The organism is Streptomyces sp. AM8-1-1, from assembly GCF_032229325.1.
In the GTDB taxonomy this organism is placed as follows: Bacteria; Actinomycetota; Actinomycetes; order Streptomycetales; family Streptomycetaceae; genus Streptomyces; species Streptomyces achmelvichensis.
The window spans coordinates 3,242,514-3,259,993 of sequence record NZ_CP135086.1; the positions used below are offsets into that span (position 1 = coordinate 3,242,514).

The 17,480-nt window shown below is 71.9% G+C and carries 15 protein-coding genes; 3 read left to right on the forward strand and 12 right to left on the reverse strand.

Annotation, left to right across the window (positions count from 1 at the left end; translation table 11 throughout):
• Window positions 1–7: 7 nt before the first annotated feature.
• Window positions 8–1,189, reverse strand: a complete 1,182-nt coding sequence (locus RPQ07_RS14555; RefSeq protein WP_313944572.1) for a glutathionylspermidine synthase family protein — start codon at window positions 1,187–1,189, stop codon at window positions 8–10.
• Between the two features lie 171 nt (window positions 1,190–1,360).
• On the reverse strand, window positions 1,361–1,636 hold the full coding sequence (locus RPQ07_RS14560; RefSeq protein WP_313944573.1) for a hypothetical protein: 276 nt from the start codon (window positions 1,634–1,636) through the stop codon (window positions 1,361–1,363).
• Between the two features lie 154 nt (window positions 1,637–1,790).
• On the opposite strand from RPQ07_RS14560, the gene RPQ07_RS14565 reads away from it, so the two are divergent.
• A complete protein-coding gene (locus RPQ07_RS14565; RefSeq protein WP_313948898.1) occupies window positions 1,791–2,660 on the forward strand; it encodes a hypothetical protein in 870 nt (289 codons plus the stop codon).
• Between the two features lie 243 nt (window positions 2,661–2,903).
• Here RPQ07_RS14565 and RPQ07_RS14570 read toward each other — a convergent pair whose 3' ends face one another.
• Complete coding sequence (locus RPQ07_RS14570) at window positions 2,904–4,301, reverse strand: PLP-dependent aminotransferase family protein (protein ID WP_313944574.1); 1,398 nt, start codon at window positions 4,299–4,301, stop codon at window positions 2,904–2,906.
• A gap of 47 nt (window positions 4,302–4,348) precedes the next feature.
• On the opposite strand from RPQ07_RS14570, the gene RPQ07_RS14575 reads away from it, so the two are divergent.
• Together RPQ07_RS14575 and RPQ07_RS14580 are read left to right on the forward strand one after the other, a co-directional pair.
• Window positions 4,349–4,849, forward strand: coding sequence for a carboxymuconolactone decarboxylase family protein (locus RPQ07_RS14575; protein ID WP_313944575.1), 501 nt, complete (start codon window positions 4,349–4,351; stop codon window positions 4,847–4,849).
• 12 nt (window positions 4,850–4,861) lie between these two features.
• Window positions 4,862–5,581, forward strand: a complete 720-nt coding sequence (locus RPQ07_RS14580) for an isocitrate lyase/phosphoenolpyruvate mutase family protein (RefSeq protein WP_313944576.1) — start codon at window positions 4,862–4,864, stop codon at window positions 5,579–5,581.
• A 120-nt stretch (window positions 5,582–5,701) separates the two neighbouring features.
• Here RPQ07_RS14580 and RPQ07_RS14585 read toward each other — a convergent pair whose 3' ends face one another.
• The 9 genes from RPQ07_RS14585 to RPQ07_RS14625 form a co-directional block, all read right to left on the reverse strand.
• Window positions 5,702–6,670 carry an ABC transporter substrate-binding protein gene (locus RPQ07_RS14585; protein WP_313944577.1) on the reverse strand — a complete coding sequence of 323 codons (969 nt, stop codon included), beginning with the start codon at window positions 6,668–6,670 and terminating at the stop codon, window positions 5,702–5,704.
• A gap of 1 nt (window position 6,671) precedes the next feature.
• Complete coding sequence (locus tag RPQ07_RS14590; protein ID WP_313948899.1) at window positions 6,672–8,549, reverse strand: ABC transporter permease subunit; 1,878 nt, start codon at window positions 8,547–8,549, stop codon at window positions 6,672–6,674.
• A gap of 229 nt (window positions 8,550–8,778) precedes the next feature.
• Window positions 8,779–9,822: a glycine betaine/L-proline ABC transporter ATP-binding protein gene (locus RPQ07_RS14595; RefSeq protein ID WP_313944578.1), complete on the reverse strand. Its 1,044-nt coding sequence runs from the start codon at window positions 9,820–9,822 to the stop codon at window positions 8,779–8,781.
• The gene (locus RPQ07_RS14600) at window positions 9,822–11,360 is read right to left on the reverse strand and encodes a GMC family oxidoreductase (protein ID WP_313944579.1); all 1,539 of its coding nucleotides are present in this window, start codon (window positions 11,358–11,360) and stop codon (window positions 9,822–9,824) included. The genes RPQ07_RS14595 and RPQ07_RS14600 overlap by 1 nt, the downstream gene beginning before the upstream one ends.
• A 27-nt stretch (window positions 11,361–11,387) precedes the next feature.
• Window positions 11,388–12,881 carry an aldehyde dehydrogenase family protein gene (locus RPQ07_RS14605; protein WP_313944580.1) on the reverse strand — a complete coding sequence of 498 codons (1,494 nt, stop codon included), beginning with the start codon at window positions 12,879–12,881 and terminating at the stop codon, window positions 11,388–11,390.
• 395 nt (window positions 12,882–13,276) lie between these two features.
• On the reverse strand, window positions 13,277–14,266 hold the full coding sequence (locus RPQ07_RS14610; RefSeq protein WP_313944581.1) for a malate dehydrogenase: 990 nt from the start codon (window positions 14,264–14,266) through the stop codon (window positions 13,277–13,279).
• Window positions 14,267–14,420: 154 nt separating this feature from the next.
• Complete coding sequence (locus RPQ07_RS14615; RefSeq protein WP_313944582.1) at window positions 14,421–15,407, reverse strand: XRE family transcriptional regulator; 987 nt, start codon at window positions 15,405–15,407, stop codon at window positions 14,421–14,423.
• Window positions 15,408–15,822: 415 nt separating this feature from the next.
• The gene (locus RPQ07_RS14620; RefSeq protein ID WP_313944583.1) at window positions 15,823–16,500 is read right to left on the reverse strand and encodes a DUF3017 domain-containing protein; all 678 of its coding nucleotides are present in this window, start codon (window positions 16,498–16,500) and stop codon (window positions 15,823–15,825) included.
• A gap of 17 nt (window positions 16,501–16,517) precedes the next feature.
• Window positions 16,518–17,384 (reverse strand): bifunctional methylenetetrahydrofolate dehydrogenase/methenyltetrahydrofolate cyclohydrolase, encoded by an 867-nt coding sequence (locus tag RPQ07_RS14625; protein ID WP_313944584.1) that lies wholly within the window; start codon window positions 17,382–17,384, stop codon window positions 16,518–16,520.
• Window positions 17,385–17,480: the final 96 nt, after the last annotated feature.

Below are 17,480 nucleotides of genomic sequence, written 5' to 3' on the forward strand. Positions count from 1 at the left end.
CGCCGGGTCAGAGGATCACATGGGGCAGGAAGCGGGCGTATTCGTCCGTGACCAGCCCCGCGGACTCCCGGATCCCGAGCCCCGCCGCCTCGCCCTCGACGACCCAGGCACCGAGCACCACTCGGTTGCCGTCGAAGGCGGGCAGCGGGGCCAACTCCTGGTAGCAGCACGGCTCGTCCCGCACGACGGGAGCCAGGCCGGATTCGTGGATCGTGACGCCCGCGCCCTCGCGGCCGAGCAGCGGCTTGGCGACATAGCCGCGGCCGTCCGCGAGTTCGCGCGGGCCGTCGAGATGGGCGGCCAGCAGGTTCGGGTGGCCGGGATACAGCTCCCAGAGGATCGCGAGCAGCGCCTTGTTCGACAGAAGCATCTTCCAGGCGGGCTCTATCCAGCATGTGGTGCCGGTGCCGCCACCGTTGTCGAGGGTCGCGAGGACCTGGGGCCCGAAGCGGTCGGTGGTCAGCCACTCCCAGGGATAGAGCTTGAAGCAGGAGCGGATGAAGCGCAGCCGGTCGTCCACGAAGCGGCCGGACAGCCGGTCCCAGCCGATCTGTTCGACGGACAGCGCATCGGTGGCGAGCCCCGCCTGCTCGGCCGTCTCGCGCAGATACGCCACGGTCATGAGGTCCTCGCCGAGCTCGTCCCCGTCGGAGTGGACGAAGTGCAGCGGGCCGGGCGGCAGAAGCGGGGCCTGACGCTTCCAGGCGTCGACGAGGCGCTCGTGGAGGGAGTTCCACTGGTCGGCCCCGGGGAAGCGGTCCTCCATCCAGAACCACTGCGGGCTCGCGGCCTCCACCAGTGAGGTGGGCGTATCGGCGTTGTACTCCAGCATCTTCGCCGGGCCCGTGCCGTCGTAGCGCAGATCGAACCGGCCGTAGACGGAGGGGAGTTCGTCGCGCCTGTGCCAGGACTCGGCTATCAGGGAGGCCAGCCGGGCGTCGGTGATCCCGAGGTCGGCGAACCGGTCACGCTCGACGATGTGCGCGGCCGCCGCCAGGCACATGGTGTGGAGTTCCTCGACGACCTCCTCCAGCGCCTCGACCTCGGGGAGGGAGAACGCGTAGTAGGCGCTCTCGTCCCAGTACGGGCGCAGCGAGCCGTCGGGGTAGCGGGTGAGGGGGTAGACGAGACCCTGTTCCTCGACGATCTCCTGCCAGCCGGGCCGGGGTTCGATCGTGTGGCGCTGCATTCCGCGGCCTTCCTGGAGTACGGGGGGCGGGGCTCGGCCACCGCAGCCGAGGCGGCTGCGGGCGGGGTTCGGCAACCGCCGGAGCAAAGCAACCTCGGACGGGACTCAGCCGCCGGCGGGCAGCTTCGGGCGGGACTCAGCCGCCGCAGCCGAGGCGGCTACGGGCGGGGTTCAGCCGCCGCCGGAGCCGGAGCAGCCGAACCCGCCGCGGTCGACCGCCGCCTTGTCGAAGCTGCCGCCCTCGGCCTTGCCGGACGAGTAGCTGCCGCCGTAGTAGTAGCGACCGGTGCCGTTGCTGTCGTCGCACTCGTAGCTGGGGAGCTTCTCCTGGGTCACCGGGTCGACACACCGCTTGTCCGGGTCCGAGCCGCAGGACGTGATCGTCGCCGCGAGCACTCCCATGCCACCGAGCACCACCGTGCTCGACCTCAGCCTGCGTCGCGCCATCGGACGCTCGCCCCCGTTCACCCTCGTACCACTGGAAAACCCTCGTACCACCGGCCCCACGGAGGGGGCCGCGGACAGACTAGTGGCCGCCTCGCGGGTCGCCACGACCGGTCCACCAACCCTCCTCATCTACAGTCACTTTGTGCTCTTTGGGATGATCTGCGCTCTCGCCTCAGCGGTCTGCTTCGGCACGGCCTCCGTTTTCCAGGCAGTCGCCGCCCGCGCGGCGGAGCCGGGAACCGGCTCCGGTGTCGACCCGGCGCTGCTGCTGCGTGCCCTGCGGCAGTGGCGGTACGTCGTCGGTCTCGCGCTCGACGGCCTCGGCTTCGTCCTGCAGATCCTGGCCCTGCGTTCCCTCCCCATCTACGCGGTGGGGGCGGCGCTCGCCGCGAGCCTCGCGGTCACCGCCGTGGTCGCGGCCCGGATGCTCCACGTCCGGCTGAGCGGCACCGAATGGGCCGCGGTGGGCGTGGTCGTCGCGGGCCTCGCCATGCTGGGACTCTCCTCCGGTCCGGAGGGCGAGAGCACCGGATCGACGACCCTGAAGTGGGCGATGCTGGGCATCGCGGTCCTCATCCTGCTCGTCGGCGCGCTGGCCGGCCGGCTGCCGGACCGCTCCCGCGCGCTGGTGCTCGGACTCGGTGCCGGGTCGGGCTTCGGCGTCGTCGAGGTCTCGGTCCGGCTGATCGACACCGTCGCCCTGCCCGAGGTGCTGACCAATCCCGCCCTCTACGCCCTGCTGGTCGGCGGCGGCACGGCGTTCCTGTTGCTGACATCGGCCCTCCAGCGCGGCTCGGTGACGACGGCGACCGCGGGCATGGTGATCGGGGAGACGATCGGTCCGGCGCTGGTGGGTGTGGTGTGGCTGGGCGACCGCACGCGGGAAGGGCTCGCATGGCTGGCGATCCTGGGCTTCGCGGTGGCGGTGGCGGGTGCGCTGGCCCTGGCGAGGTTCGGCGAGCCCCCGGCGGAAACCGACGAGAAGGCGGAACAGCCGGCGTCACCGCCCGGGCGCGGAGCCTGAACGCGCGGCGCACCCCGCGCCCTGTACGGCGACCGGTCCGAGAGCCCGAACCAGCCGTGCGCCCCGCGCCGTTACGTCGGTCCTGTCCCGTCCACCCGGCCCGGGAGCCCGAACCAGTCGTGCGCCCCGCCCCGGTACGTCGGTCCTGTCCCGTCCACGCGACCCGGGAGCCCGAACCAGTCGTGCGCACCGCATCCGTACCCCGCCCGCGCCCGTACGGCGCCCCCTGCCCGGAACCCAGCCCTAAGGAAGCACCCTGCACAGCGCGTCCAGCGAGTTCGCCCACGCGCTGTCCGGCGGCGTCGCGTAGCCCACCACCAGGGCGTCCCTGCCCGACGTCACCTCCGCGTGCCGGAAGGAGGACAGCCCCGACACCGAGAGGCCCTGCCAGCCGGCCGCCGGGACGACCGACGGCTCGGTGCCGTCCGGGAGTTCGAGCACCGCGTGCAGTCCCGCCGCGATCCCGCTGACGCTGATGTCCGGAGCACGCTCGGCCAGCGCGGCCACCAGCTGGTCCCGCCGTCTGCGGTAGCGCAGCCGCATCCCGCGCACATGCCGGTCGTAGGCGCCGGAGGCGATGAACTCGGCGAGCGTCAGCTGGTCGAGCACGCCGCACATCCAGTCGGTCGCCCCCTTCCCCTCGGCCACCTCCCCCACCAGTTCCTCGGGCAGCACCATCCAGCCCAGTCGCAGTCCCGGCACCAGGGACTTGCTCGCCGTGCCCATGTAGACCACCCGGTCGGGATCCAGCCCTTGGAGCGCACCCACCGGCTGGCGGTCGTAGCGGAACTCACCGTCGTAGTCGTCCTCGAGGACCACCCCGCCGGACGCGCGGGCCCAGTCGACGACGGCCGCGCGCCGGTCGGGATGCAGCGGTACCCCGAGCGGGAACTGGTGCGCCGGTGTCAGCAGCACCGCGCCCGCTCCCCGCATCCGCTCCAACTGCGGGGTGGCTGCGCCGAGTTCGTCGCAGGGCAGCGCGGGCGTCCGCATCCCCGCCTCGCGCAGCACGTTCCAGTGCAGGTCGAGGCCGTAGGACTCGACGGCGACCTCGCGTACGCGCCGCGCGCGCAGCACCTTCCCCATCAGCATCAGCCCGTGCACGAAACCGGAGCAGATGACGATCCGTTCGGGATCGGCGCGGACTCCACGCGCCCGGGCCAGGTAGTCGGCGAGCACGGTCCGCAGTTCGATCCGGCCTCGCGGATCGCCGTAGCCGAACGCCTCGTGGGGTGCGGCGGTGATCGCACGGCGTGCCGCCTTGAGCCACTCCGCACGCGGGAACGACGCGAGGTCGGGGCTGCCGGCCCGCAGGGAGTAGCGGGCCGTGGGCCTGGCCGGGCGCGTTCTCGCCACGCCGGCGGGCCGCCGGGGCGCCGCCCGCCGTGCGACCCGTGTCCCCGAGCCCTGCTGGGCGGTGAGCCAGCCTTCGGCGACCAGCTCGACGTAGGCGTCGGCGACCGTGTTCCGGGCGATGCCCAGATCGGCGGCGAGCGATCGCGAGGACGGCAGCCGGGTCCCGGGGGTGAGCCGCCCGCTGCGGACGGCCTCCCGCAGGGCGTCCATCAGGCCCGCGCGCAGGCCCGTACCGCGCAGCTCCAGATGCAGGTCGGCGCCGAAAGTGGACCAGGAATCCGTCATGTAAATGGACCATACTCCTGCGCCACAGCCGGACTAGATTCGACGGCATGAACAGTGAAACGACCACCACGCGTCTGCCCGAACACGCTCCCCGCCTCGATCTCGCGAAGCTCGCTCCCGAGGTCTACAAGGCGATGGTCTCGCTGGACGCGGCGGCCCGTCGGGGCGTCGACCCGGTGGTCCTGGAGCTCGTCAAGATCCGTGCCTCGCAGCTCAACCACTGTGCCTTCTGCCTGGACATGCACTCCAAGGACGCGCTCGCCGCGGGCGAGTCGCCGGAGCGGATCATCCAGCTCGGCGCCTGGGAGGAGTCGCAGCACTTCTACACGGCGAAGGAGATCGCGGCGATCGAGCTCACCGAGGCGGTGACGGTCATCACCGACGGTTTCGTGCCGGACGAGGTGTTCGCGAAGGCGGCGAAGGAGTTCGACGAGACCGAACTGGCCCAGCTGATCGCGGCGATCACCGTCATCAACGCCTGGAACCGCTTCGGCGTGACCTGCCGGCTCGTGCCGGGCCACTACACACCCGGCCAGTACCAGCACTGAGGAGCTGCCGAGATGACCGTCGAGGCCTTCCGCGCACTCCACCACGGCCGGGCGGCGGACGACCCGCTCGTCCTCCCCGGCCCGTGGGACGCGGCCGCCGCCCGCGTCTTCGCGGACGCCGGCTTCCCCGCGCTCGCCACCCCGAGCGCGGGCGTCGCCGCCTCGCTCGGCTACGAGGACGGGCACACACCGGCCGATGAGATGTTCGCCGCCGTCACCCGTATCGCCCGCTCGGTGAGCGTTCCGGTCTCCGTCGACGTCGAAGGCGGGTACGGCCTGCCGCCGAAGGAACTCGTCGCCCGGGTGCTCGACACGGGCGCGGTCGGCTGCAACCTGGAGGACTCCGACCCGGTCACCGGGGCGCTGAAGGACCCGCGGCCGCATGCCGACTGGCTGGCCGAAGTCCGCGCGGCAGCCGGGGGCGCGCTGTTCATCAACGCCCGGATGGACACGTTCCTGCGGGGCGTCGCCGACCCGGACGAGGCGATCGGCCGGATCCGGCTCTACGAGGAGGCCGGCGCGGACTGCGTGTATCCGCTGGGCGTCCCGCCGGAGCACCTTCCGCTGCTGCGGGCCGAGACCGCGCTCCCCATCAATTCCTCGCCGATCCCGGGTGGCCCCGCGATCGCGGAACTGGGCCGCCTGGGCGCGACCCGGATCACCTTCGGCCCGCAGCTTCAGCAGGAGGCGATGCGGAAGGTGAGGGAGATCGCCGACCGGCTCCTGGGCTGACACGGACGCGACGACGGCACGCAGGCGGCACGGGCGGCGCGGCAGCACCAAGACAGGCCCCACGACACGACACACAACAGGACGGGCCCGCCGGAGCGGGCCCGTCCTGCCGTCACATCACTACTTCTTCTTCGGCAGCCACTTCCGCCAGGTCGTCTCGTTCTTCTCGACCCACTTCCTGGCCGCTTCCTCCGGCGACAGCTTCTGTTCCGCGATCATCAGCGCCACATCGTTCTGCTGATCGGTGGTCCAGTTGAACTTCTTCAGGAAGTCCGCCGCCTCGCCGCCCTTCTTCGAGAACGTGCTGTTGAGGAACTTCTGCAACGGCGTGTGCGGATAGGCGCAGGCCACCTTCTTCGGGTCGGCGTCACACCCCTCCTTGTACGCGGGCAGCTTCACCTCGGTCATCGGCACCTTCTCGAACAGCCACTGCGGCTTGTACCAGTAGCTGAGGAAGGGCTTCTTCTGCTTCGCGAACTGCTTGATCTGGGTGATCTGCGCGGCCTCGGACCCGGCGAAGACGACCTGGTAGTCCAGCTTCAGGTTCTCCACCAGGGCCTTGTCGTTGGTGACGTACGACGGCGATCCGTCCAGCAGCTGGCCCTTGCCGCCGCTCTCCGCCGTGCGGAGCTGGTCGGCGTACTTGTCGAGGTTCCGCCAGTCGGTGACATCGGGGTGCGCCTTCGCGAAGTACGTCGGGACGAACCAGCCGATGTGACCGGTGACGCCGAGGCCGCCGCCCGGCTCGATCGTCTTCTTGTCCTTGACGTACCGGTCCTCCTGCTCCGGGTGGCCCCAGTCCTCCAGGATGGCGTCGACCCGGCCCTGGCTGAGCGCGTCCCAGGCCGGCACCTCGTCCACCTGGACGGTGTCCACGCGGTAGCCCAGCTCGTGTTCGAGCAGATACGACGCCACGGCCACATTGGCCTGGGCGCCCACCCACGACTGGACGGAGAGCGTGACGGTCTTCGCGCCCTGGGCGGCGGCGTACGGCGACGCCTGCTTGGTCATGTCGGCCGCGCCGCAGCCGGTGATGCCCACCAGGCCGATCGCCGCGGCCAGTGCGGTGATGCGTAGACGAGTGGCCATGTCAGGCCCCCTTTCCGGCGCGGCGGGCGGTCGGCTGCGTGACCCGGTCGAGCATCAGGCCCAGGCAGACGATCGCGGCGCCCGCGACCAGACCGGTCGCCAGGTCGCCCTGGGCGAGGCCGAACACCACGTCGTAGCCGAGTGCGCCACCGCCGACCAGGCCGCCGATGATGACGACGGCGAGGACCAGCACGACGCCCTGGTTGACGGCGAGCAGCAGGGCCGGGCGGGCGAGCGGCAGTTGGACCTGCCGCAGCTGCTGCCAGCCGGTCGCGCCCAGCGAGCGGGCGGATTCCATGGCCACGGGGTCGACACCCCGCAGCCCCTGCGTGGTGATGCGGACGACGGCCGGCAGGGCGTATACGACGGCTGCCGCGGCCGCGGGGGCGCGGCCGACACCGAACAGCGCGACCACCGGGATCAGATAGACGAACTGCGGCATGGTCTGGAACACGTCCAGCACCGGCCGCAGCAGCCTCTCCACCCGTGCGCTGCGTGCCGCGCCGATCGCGACGGCGAAGCCCAGCACCAGGGTCACGGCGACGGCCGCGAGCACCTGCGAGAGCGTATCGAGGGAGGGCTCCCACACGCCGAGGACGCCGATGGCGGCCATGGCGAGGACCGCCGTCAGCGCGGTGCGCCAGGTGCCGATCAGCAGCGCGAGCGCACCGACCAGCAGGAGTACGGACCACCAGGGCAGCGCCTGGAGACCGTCCCGCAGGGGGTCGAGCACCCAGCCGGTGAAGCGCGCGGCCCAGTCGGCGGTGCCGCCGACGACGGGGACGCCCGAGTACAGATGGGCGGTCATCCAGTCGACCGCGCGGTTGACGGGCTCGGCGATACCGACGACCCAGCTCTCCGGCCAGGACAGCCGGTCCACAAGCCGCCCGGCCACGGCGACGGCGAGCAGCAGAACGCCGGCCACCGTCCAGCCGCGCCATCCGCGCAGCGCCGAGGTGTCGGGAGCGGCGCCCACCCGGGCACCGGCGGCAGCGGTCGTACGGTCCAGCACGACGGCCAGCAGGACGATCGGGATGCCGGCAGCGAGCGCGGCACCGACGTCGACGGAGGCCAGCGCCTGGTAGACGCGGTCACCTAGGCCGCCGGCGCCGATGACGGACGCGATGACCGCCATCGACAGCGCCATCATGATCGACTGGTTGACGCCGAGGAGGAGTTCCTTGCGGGCCAGCGGCAGCCGGGCGGTCAGCAGCCGCTGCCGTCCGGTCGCGCCCATCGAGGCGGACGCCTCCAGCACGCCGGCGTCGGCGCCGCGCAGCCCGAGCGCGGTGAGACGCGCCATCGGCGGAGCGGCGTAGACCACGGTCGCCAGGACGGCCGCGGGCACGCCGATACCGAAGACCAGCACGACCGGCAGCAGATACGCGAACGCCGGCAGCACCTGCATGGTGTCGAGCACCGGCCGCATCGCCCGGTGCGTCCGGTCCGACAGCCCGGTGGCGAGGCCGATGAGCCCGCCGACGACGACGGACGCGAGGACCGCGACCACCATCAGGGCGAGGGTCTGCATGGTCGGCACCCACATGCCGAGCAGTCCGCAGACAGCGAAGCCGGCGACGGCGGTCAGCGCGAGCCGCAGACCGGCCACCCGCCAGGCGATCAGGCCGGCCGCCGCGGTGACGCCCGCCCATCCGGCGGCGAGCAGCAGCAGATAGACCGCGCGCACGGAAAGGACGACGGCGTTGCTGATGTGCCCGAAGAAGTACAGGAAGACCGGGTGGCTGTCGCGGTTGTCGACGATCCAGTCGCTGGCCCGGCCGAGCGGGCCGGACAGGTCGACGGCGAGGGACGCGGGCCAGCTGCCGCCGCCGAGCAGAAGGGCTCCGGCGATCAGCAGGACGACGACGCCGGCTGCCATGGCCAGGTGGCGTCCGCGGCCTTCGAGCAAGCGGCGCCCGCCGGCGACGGCGGTGACGTCCTGTCCGGTGGTGACGGCGGTCATGCCGACCACCGCCCACGGCCGCCGGCGCTACGGCAGACCGCCGAGGACCGGGAGGCCCGGGAGTTCCGGCAGGCCACCGAGGCCCGGAAGACCCCGGAAGCCGAGGAGCAGGACAGGGTGCGCCCGTCGAAAGCGCAGGGACTCATCACGCCGCCGCCTTCGCCGCGGGCACACCGGCCACCACATTGAGCAGTGCCGCGTGGTCCACAACACCCAGACAGCGGCCGTCCTGCATCACGCGGGCGCTCGCGCCGCTGCGCGCCACCGCCTCGATGGCCTCGAAGACCGTGGCGTCGGGACCGATGGCCGGCCCCTCCTCGGTCTCGTCGGCGAGAGCGGGCCGCATCGCCGTGCGCACGGTCATGATCTGCTCGCGCGGCACGTCACGGACGAAGTCCCGTACGTAGTCGTCCGCGGGCGAGCCGACGATCTCCTCCGGGGTGCCCAGCTGCACGATCCGGCCGTCCCGCATCAGCGCGATGCGGTCGCCCAGCTTCAGCGCCTCGCTCAGGTCGTGCGTGATGAAGACCATTGTGCGGCCCTCCTCGCGGTGCAGCCGTACGACCTCCTCCTGCATGTCACGGCGGATCAGCGGGTCGAGCGCACTGAACGGCTCGTCGAACAGCAGGACTTCGGGGTCGACGGCGAGCGCGCGGGCGAGCCCCACACGCTGCTGCTGACCGCCGGAGAGCTGAGCGGGCCGGCGGCTCTCCATGCCGTCGAGGCCCACCTTGGCGACGAACTCCGCCGCCTTCGCCCGTCGTTCCGCCCGCGGGACGCCCTGGATCTCCAGGCCGTACGCCACGTTGTCGAGCACCGACCGGTGCGGCAGCAGACCGAAGTGCTGGAAGACCATGGAGGCGCGGTGGCGGCGCAGTTCGCGCAGCCGTGCCCGGTCCATCGACAGAACGTCCTCGCCGTCGATGGCGATGGAGCCCGACGTCGGCTCGACGAGCCGGGTCAGACAGCGCACGAGCGTCGACTTGCCGGAGCCGGACAGGCCCATGACGACGAAGACCTCGCCCTTGCGGACGTCGAAGGAGACATCGCGCACGGCCGCGGTGCAGCCGGTGCGTTCGCGCAGTTCGGCCGGCGGGAGCTCGGCGAGCTCCGAACCGGGTATGCGGTCCGCCTTGGGCCCGAAGACCTTCCACAGATCGCTGACGGAGAAGACGGGCGGCGTACTCATCAGGCGGTACCTCCCAGAAGCTCGGCGCATTTCTCGCCGACCATCAGCACCCCGATCATGGGGTTGACGGACGGCATGGTCGGAAAGACGGACGCGTCGGCGATCCGGATGCCGTCCAGGCCCCGGATCCTCAGCTCCGGGTCCACCACGGCCAGTTCGTCGTCCTGCGCACCCATCCGGCAGGTGCCGGCCGGGTGGTAGACGGTGTGGGCGACCTTGCGCGCGTACTCGCTCAGCTCCTCGTCCCCGGTGACCTCGGGTCCGGGGCAGACCTCGCGCTTGAGCCAGTGGGCCAGGGGCTCGGTCCGGGCGATCTCGCGGGCGATCCTGATGCCGTCGACGAGGGTGCGCGCGTCGTAGTCGTCCTCGTCCGTGAAGTACCGGAAGTCCAGCGCGGGCTTGACCTCGGGGTCGGCGCTGGTCAGGTACAGCCGGCCGCGGCTGTGGGGCTTGGGGATGTTCGGCGTCATCGACACCCCGTGCGGGGGCCGTTCGTAGCCGAGCCGCTCCGGATTGTCCGTGAACGGGATCTGGTAGAAGTGGAACATCAGGTCGGGCGTCCTGGCGCGCGGGTCGCGGCGGACGAACAGTCCGGCGTCGCTGTCCATCGCGGAGTTCTCCGGGATCGGCCCGTCGGTCTCCCAGACGATCACCGACTCGGGGTGGTCGAGCAGGTTCTCGCCCACGCCCGGCAGGTCGTGCACGACGGGGATGCCGAGCGCCTCCAGGTCGGCCTTCGGGCCGATGCCGGAGTGCAGCAGCAGTCGCGGAGTGTCCACCGCGCCCGCGCAGACGAGGACTTCACGGCGGGCGGTGACGAGCTGCTCCTCGCCGTCCTTCGTCCGTACGTGCACACCGGTCGCCCTGGGGTTCCCGCCGTCAAAGGTGCGGGGACCCTCCAGCTCCAGCCGGTACGCCCAGGTCTCCAGCGCGATGTGGAGGTTGGGGCGGTCCAGGAAGGGGTGCAGATAGGCGACGGAGGCGGACGACCGCTTGTTGTTCTCCGGGTGGTACGCCAGGTCGAAGAAGCCGACGCCCTCGTGGAACGGCTTCTTGTTGAAGCCCTCGACGCGCGGGACGCCGATGGCGGCCTGGGCGGCGTCGACGAAGTCGCGGGCGATGGCGTTACGGTCCGCCTCGTCGACGGGAACGATGTTGTTCCGCAGCCGGGCGAAGTACGCCTCCATGGGCACCGCGCCCCAGCCCTTGGCGCCCGCCGTCTCCCACTCGTCCCAATCGGACGGCAGCGGCTTGAAGGCGATGAGGGTGTTGTGCGACGAGCAGCCGCCGAGCACCCGGGCCCGGCTGTGCCGGATGTGGGAGTTGCCCTGGGGCTGTTCGGTGGTGGGGTAGTCGTAGTCGAGTTCGCCGCCCAGCAGGCCCATCCAGCGCCGCAGGGTCAGGACGTCGTCGCGTCCGACGTCGCTCGGGCCGCCCTCGATGACGGCGACGGTGACATCCGGGTTCTCCGTGAGACGGGAGGCGATGACCGATCCGGCCGTGCCGCCCCCGATCACGACATAGTCGTACTCAGGCATGGTGTTCTTGGTGCTCCTCGTCCCTCGTCAGCCCGCGAACCAGCGCACGGGGCGCGGAGCGAGGTTCTGGTAGATGTGCTTGGACTCGCGGTACTCGGCGAGTCCGGCGGGACCGAGCTCGCGCCCGATACCGCTCTTGCCGAAGCCGCCCCACTCCGCCTGCGGGAGGTAGGGGTGGAAGTCGTTGATCCAGACGGTGCCGTGGCGCAGCCGACCTGCGACGCGCCGGGCGCGGCCCGCGTCGGTGGTCCACACCGCGCCGGCCAGTCCGTACTCGGTGTCGTTGGCGAGGGCGACGGCCTCGTCCTCGGTACGGAAGGTCTCGACGGTCAGGACGGGGCCGAAGACCTCCTCCCTGACCACGCGCATCTCGCGGTGGCACTGGTCGAGGACGGTGGGCCGGTAGAAGAAGCCCTCCTGGTCCTCGCCCTCGGGGCGCCGGCCGCCGGCACGCAGTACCGCGCCCTCGGAGAGGGCGGACGCGACGTACTCCTCGGTCTTCGCGAGCTGCTGCCGGGAGACCAGCGGGCCGCACTCGACGCCGTCGGCAGTGCCGCGGCCGAGCCTGATCTTCTCGGCGCGGCGGGCGAGTTCGGCGACGAACCGCTCGCGCAGGGACTCCTCGACGATGAGCCGGGAGCCGGCGGAGCAGACCTGACCGCTGTGGATGAAGGCGGCGTTGAGCGCCTGGTCGACGGCCGTGTCGAAGCCCTCGTCGGTCTCGCACGCGTCGGCGAAGACGACGTTCGGGTTCTTGCCGCCCAGTTCGAGCGCGACCTTCTTGACGCTGTCGGCGGCCGCTCGCATCACCTTGGTGCCGCTGATCAGACCGCCGGTGAAGGAGATCAGATCGACGTCGGGGTGGTCGGCGAGCCGGGCGCCGACGGGGTCGCCCGCGCCGGTCACGATGTTGGCGACACCGGCCGGCAGGCCCGCCTCGGCGAGCAGCCGGATGAGCGCGACGGTGGTCAGCGGGGTGATCTCGCTGGGCTTGACCACAAAAGTATTGCCCGCGGCCAGCGCCGGGGCAATCTTCCAACTCGCCTGGAGGAGCGGATAGTTCCATGGCGTGATCAGCGCGCACACGCCCACGGGCTCGTGCACGACGACGCTGTGGATCTCCTCGGACCCCGCATCGACCACACGGCCGCCGCTCTCGTTCATCACGAGGTCGGCGAAGTAGCGGAAGGCGTCGGTGACGCAGTCGACGTCGACACGGCCCTCCTCGAGGGTCTTGCCGGCGTCACGGCTCTCCAGCAGCCCGATTTCCTCCCGGTCGCGCTGGAGCAGATCGGCGACGCGCCGCAGCAGGGCGGCCCGCTCGGCCACGGGCGTGCGGGGCCACTCGCCGTCGTCGAAGGCGCTGCGCGCGGCGGCCACCGCGGCGTCGGTGTCCTCGGTCCCGCCCTCGGCGACGACCGTGAGGACGGTCGCGTCAGCGGGGTCGATGATCTCTCGCGTGGCGCCGGAGGCGGCCTGTCGCCACTCTCCGCCCACGTGGATGGTCTCCTGTACCGACACGTCGCGTTCTGCCTTCCGTTCCCATTGGCTGCCACCGGTCACCCGGCGACCTGGCTGCCTGCCCGGAAGTCAGCGGTCCATACCCAACGCATGACGGAAAGTGGCCTTACTCACTCTCCGTCATGCACACTCATCCGCACTCGCCCGCGATGTCCGTGATGTCCGTGGCGCTCGCGGCCGCCCCCGCGCCCCGGGTCCACCCCAGGGCCCCCGCCCCGGTGGCCACGGCCCCGCACACCGGCACCGCGATGCCGCACCGCCGGAAGAACATGTGTACGGGGCCCTGTGCCGCGTCCGGCTGCCGAACCCGGTCCCCCGGCTGCGGCCGGGTACGGCGAAGCCGCCCCCGGAGAACCGGAGGCGGCTTCGTCGTGCCGTTACGCGCGCGGGCTGCGTCAGATGAGGCCGAGAGCGCGGACCGCGTCGCGCTCCTCAGCCAGCTCCTGCACGGACGCGTCGATGCGCGGACGCGAGAACTCGTTGATGTCCAGGCCCTGGACGATCTCGTACGTGCCGTTCTTCGTGGTGACCGGGAAGGAGGAGATGAGACCCTCCGGCACGCCGTAGGAGCCGTCCGACGGGATGCCCATGGAGGTCCAGTCGCCCTCGGCGGTGCCGTTGACCCACGTGTGGACGTGGTCGATCGCGGCGTTGGCGGCGGAGGCGGCCGAGGACGCGCCACGCGCCTCGATGATCGCCGCGCCGCGCTTGGCGACGGTCGGGATGAAGGTGTCGGCCAGCCACGCCTCGTCGCCCACGACCTCGGCGGCGTTCTTGCCGGCGATCTCCGCGTGGAAGATGTCCGGGTACTGGGTCGCCGAGTGGTTGCCCCAGATCGTCAGACGCTTGATGTCGGAGACGGCGGCGCCGGTCTTGGCGGCCAGCTGCGAGATCGCGCGGTTGTGGTCGAGGCGCGTCATCGCGGTGAAGCGCTCGGCCGGTACGTCCGGGGCCGCGGCCTGGGCGATCAGGGCGTTGGTGTTGGCCGGGTTGCCGACGACGAGGACCTTGATGTCGTCCGCGGCGTGGTCGTTGATGGCCTTGCCCTGCGGCTTGAAGATGCCGCCGTTGGCCTCGAGCAGGTCGCCGCGCTCCATGCCCTTCGTCCGCGGGCGGGCGCCCACGAGGAGGGCGACGTTCGCGCCGTCGAAGGCCACGTTCGGGTCGTCCGTGATCTCGATGCCGCGCAGCAGCGGGAAGGCGCAGTCGTCGAGCTCCATGGCGGTGCCCTGGGCGGCGCCGAGCGCGGGGGTGATCTCGAGAAGGCGCAGCTTGACCGGCACATCCGCGCCGAGCAGGTGGCCGGAGGCGATGCGGAAGAGCAGCGCGTAGCCGATCTGGCCGGCCGCGCCGGTCACGGTGACGTTGACGGGAGTGCGGGTCATGGCGATCTCCGTAAGACAGCTGGCGGTGGGGGTCCCTGCCCCTCGTGCGGGACGCCCCTTCGCACCTCTGCACGAATCTTGACGTGAAGAGACATCCAGCGGTCAGGCTATCCGACCCGGCACCCGGCCATTCCCCCCACCCGTGTGGCGCGGCTCACTGGCCGCCGGTGCAGCCGGTGGTCCCCGAGGTGAGCGTGGCGCAGGCCCGTGCGTCGGCCGCTCGGGCGACGGCGGTCATCGGCGTGTAGGCGTCGGTGTCCTCGTCCACCAGGCCCTGTTGCGCCGCCTTGCCGGCCACCGTGATGCGCACGGTGTCGCCCGCCGTGGCCCGGGTGATCCGCGCCCACGCCGCCTGGCAGGTCTTGCTGTAGCGGACCTCGACGAGGGAGCCGCCGATGGTCGCCGAGGAGGCCGTCGTGGCGAACTCGCCGCCGCAGCCCATCGTTTCCGGGTCCTGGCCGGTGCAGGCCGCGCCGCTGCATCTCACCCCGGCGGGCAGCGGCGGTGCGCTGGTGGTCGGCGTCGCCGACGGCTTCCCGGCCGCGGTGCCGCCGTCGCCGCCGCTCCCTCCGAGGTCGGTCAGCAGCACGGCTGCGGCGATCACCAGCAGCGCGCCCACGACCCCGGCGAGGAACAGGACGACCTTGCGCCGGCCGCCCGACGGGCCGGGGCGGACGTCGCCCGGCGGGTGCGATCCGGGGGGCGCCGGGTACTGCCCGCGCTGTGATGTCCGGGCCCCCGCTCCGGTCCGGGGCGCGGACGCCCGGGCGCCCGGCGGGACGGCGTCCTCCGGTGCCGGACCGTACTCCCCGAGGGCGGCCCGGGCCTCGGCTATGCGCTGCTCGTCCATCGTCAGGTCGTGCCGCAGCTCGGAGCGGCTCCACGCGCGTTCGGCGAGCTCCCACATGGTGATCAGATGGGCCTGGCCGGTGTCGGTCACCTCCGCGAGCGCGAGGATCGCGCCCTTGGGCGCGAGCAGCCGCCCGTCGAGGTACCGCTCCCAGGACGTCTTGCCGTAGCCGGTCCGGTCGGCGACCGCGGCCAGGCTCAGCCCGCTCCGGTCGACGAGCCGGCGCAGTTGCTCGGCGAACTCGCGGATCTGTGGGTCCAGCTCTTCCGGCAGTGCCTTCCAACGAGGCATGTGCCACCCCCCTTGTTCCCCCGAACCGTGCGGTGCCGTGCCGTGTCGCTCCGCCGCCCCCGCTCCGCTCCGGGACCCCCGCCCGAGAACCGGACACCGAGGGAGATGCGCAGGGTCAGGATGTCAGTTCCGCCTGTCGGCTCACAGGGGGAGCACTCAGGACCGGACGCGATACTTCGTGCGCCCCCGGCCGCGGATTTCGTGCGCCCCCCTCGGCCAATTCGGTCTCGCATCCGTGGCGCAACGATCACACCGTGGCGGAATGGTCACTTCCGTGCCACAGGCCCCGGTCGTCCCTTGAACGGTGTTGGCGCGTCCATGACTCTGGACACACGACGGCGCCCGTCCTCCCTCGGGGGAGAGGACGGGCGCCGTTCTGCGTGGTCCGCCGGCCGGAGATCCCGGCCCGGGTCTCCTAGCGCACGGTGAAGTGGACGGCGTCCTCCAGGAACGGCAGGTCCAGCCAGGGCTTGGGCTGGGCCACCAGCGCCAGCAGGGTGATCACGACGCCCAGCAGCCCGTACGTGACCATGTCGGTGAATCGCGAACGCACAGCGAGCATGCCGACCGAGGGCAGGACCCGCCGCATCACCGCACCCGTGATCAGCGCGACCCCGATCAGGATCGTGCCGACACGGAAGGCATCGGCGAACGCGTCCGTGCCGACGATCAGCAGCCCGAGCGCGGCGAGCGCGAGCACGGTCAGCAGCGGCCACTGGCGGGCGGGAGCGGAAGCGTCCCCGGGGGCCGCGCGCCCGCCGCCCTCGGGGCGGGCGGTGTCGGTGGTGAGCGCGGGAAAGCGCCGGGTGGTGCGTACGGGTTCGCCGTCGGGCCCGGGGGAACTGACGACGCCCTTGGCACTGACCTCGCCGTCCGGCTCGTGCACGACGTCCGGCCCCTCGAATCCGGGGCCGGACTCGTCCGCGTGCTCGTCCGCGGTCGCGTCGCCGTCATCGGCCGCGGCACCGTCCGTGCCGCGCGCCCCCTCGGCGCCGGCCGTTTCCGTGTCCCGCGCATCGTCCGCGCCGGACCCGGCGGGCCCGTCGGGCTCCGCCGGCGCCGTGGCGTCCTCGTCGTTCGTCCGTACACCCATGGGGTCAGCCTCTCCGGTCAGCCTGCCGCGACGGCGGCGGCACGCTCGGCCGCCTCGACCACGTTGACCAGCAACTGCGCACGGGTCATCGGGCCGACGCCGCCCGGGTTCGGGGCCACCCAGCCGGCCACCTCGGTGACGCCCGGGTGCACGTCGCCCACGATCTTGCCGTGCTCGTCGCGGCTGACGCCGACGTCGAGCACCGCGGCGCCCGGCTTCACGTCCTCCGGCTTGATCAGGTGCGGCACCCCGGCCGCCGCGACGATGATGTCGGCCTGCTTCAGATGCGCGGACAGGTCGCGGGTGCCCGTGTGGCACTGCGTCACGGTCGCGTTCTCGGACTTGCGGGTCAGGACGAGCGGCATCGGCCGCCCGATGGTGATGCCCCGGCCGACGACGACCACATTGGCGCCGTTGATCTCGACGTCGTGGTGACGCAGCAGCTGGACGATGCCGTACGGCGTGCACGGCAGCGGTCCCTCCACGCCGAGCACGAGCTTGCCGAGGCTCATCGGGTGCAGCCCGTCCGCGTCCTTGGCCGGATCCATCAGCTCCAGGACCCGGTTGGTGTCGATGCCCCGGGGAAGCGGGAGCTGGACGATGTAGCCGGTGCACTCGGGATTGTCGTTGAGTTCGAGGACGACCGCCTCGATCTCCTCCTGGGTGGCGGTGTCCGGCAGTTCGCGCTGGATCGAGGCGATGCCGACCTGCGCGCAGTCGCGGTGCTTGCCGTTCACGTACCAGCGGCTGCCCGGGTCGTCCCCGACCAGCAGGGTCCCGAGACCGGGCGTGACGCCCTTCTCCCTGAGGGCCGCCACGCGGACGGTCAGATCGGACTTGATCGCGGCTGCGGTGGCCTTGCCATCGAGAATCTGGGCAGTCATGCACCCATCCTCGCGGATGGACCCGCCCCGGTTCCAATTCCGCTCCGCACCGGGCCCGGAACACCCCCTCCCGGCACCCGGAACCGGAGGTTGCAC

Bases quoted from the DNA above. Each gene is read 5' to 3' on its own strand.
- RPQ07_RS14555 (WP_313944572.1), bottom strand. From the start codon at position 1,189: ATGCAGCGCCACACGATCGAACCCCGGCCCGGCTGGCAGGAGATCGTC.
- RPQ07_RS14560 (WP_313944573.1), bottom strand. From the start codon at position 1,636: ATGGCGCGACGCAGGCTGAGGTCGAGCACGGTGGTGCTCGGTGGCATG.
- RPQ07_RS14565 (WP_313948898.1), top strand. From the start codon at position 1,791: ATGATCTGCGCTCTCGCCTCAGCGGTCTGCTTCGGCACGGCCTCCGTT.
- RPQ07_RS14570 (WP_313944574.1), bottom strand. From the start codon at position 4,301: ATGACGGATTCCTGGTCCACTTTCGGCGCCGACCTGCATCTGGAGCTG.
- RPQ07_RS14575 (WP_313944575.1), top strand. From the start codon at position 4,349: ATGAACAGTGAAACGACCACCACGCGTCTGCCCGAACACGCTCCCCGC.
- RPQ07_RS14580 (WP_313944576.1), top strand. From the start codon at position 4,862: ATGACCGTCGAGGCCTTCCGCGCACTCCACCACGGCCGGGCGGCGGAC.
- RPQ07_RS14585 (WP_313944577.1), bottom strand. From the start codon at position 6,670: ATGGCCACTCGTCTACGCATCACCGCACTGGCCGCGGCGATCGGCCTG.
- RPQ07_RS14590 (WP_313948899.1), bottom strand. From the start codon at position 8,549: ATGGCAGCCGGCGTCGTCGTCCTGCTGATCGCCGGAGCCCTTCTGCTC.
- RPQ07_RS14595 (WP_313944578.1), bottom strand. From the start codon at position 9,822: ATGAGTACGCCGCCCGTCTTCTCCGTCAGCGATCTGTGGAAGGTCTTC.
- RPQ07_RS14600 (WP_313944579.1), bottom strand. From the start codon at position 11,360: ATGCCTGAGTACGACTATGTCGTGATCGGGGGCGGCACGGCCGGATCG.
- RPQ07_RS14610 (WP_313944581.1), bottom strand. From the start codon at position 14,266: ATGACCCGCACTCCCGTCAACGTCACCGTGACCGGCGCGGCCGGCCAG.
- RPQ07_RS14615 (WP_313944582.1), bottom strand. From the start codon at position 15,407: ATGCCTCGTTGGAAGGCACTGCCGGAAGAGCTGGACCCACAGATCCGC.
- RPQ07_RS14620 (WP_313944583.1), bottom strand. From the start codon at position 16,500: ATGGGTGTACGGACGAACGACGAGGACGCCACGGCGCCGGCGGAGCCC.
- RPQ07_RS14625 (WP_313944584.1), bottom strand. From the start codon at position 17,384: ATGACTGCCCAGATTCTCGATGGCAAGGCCACCGCAGCCGCGATCAAG.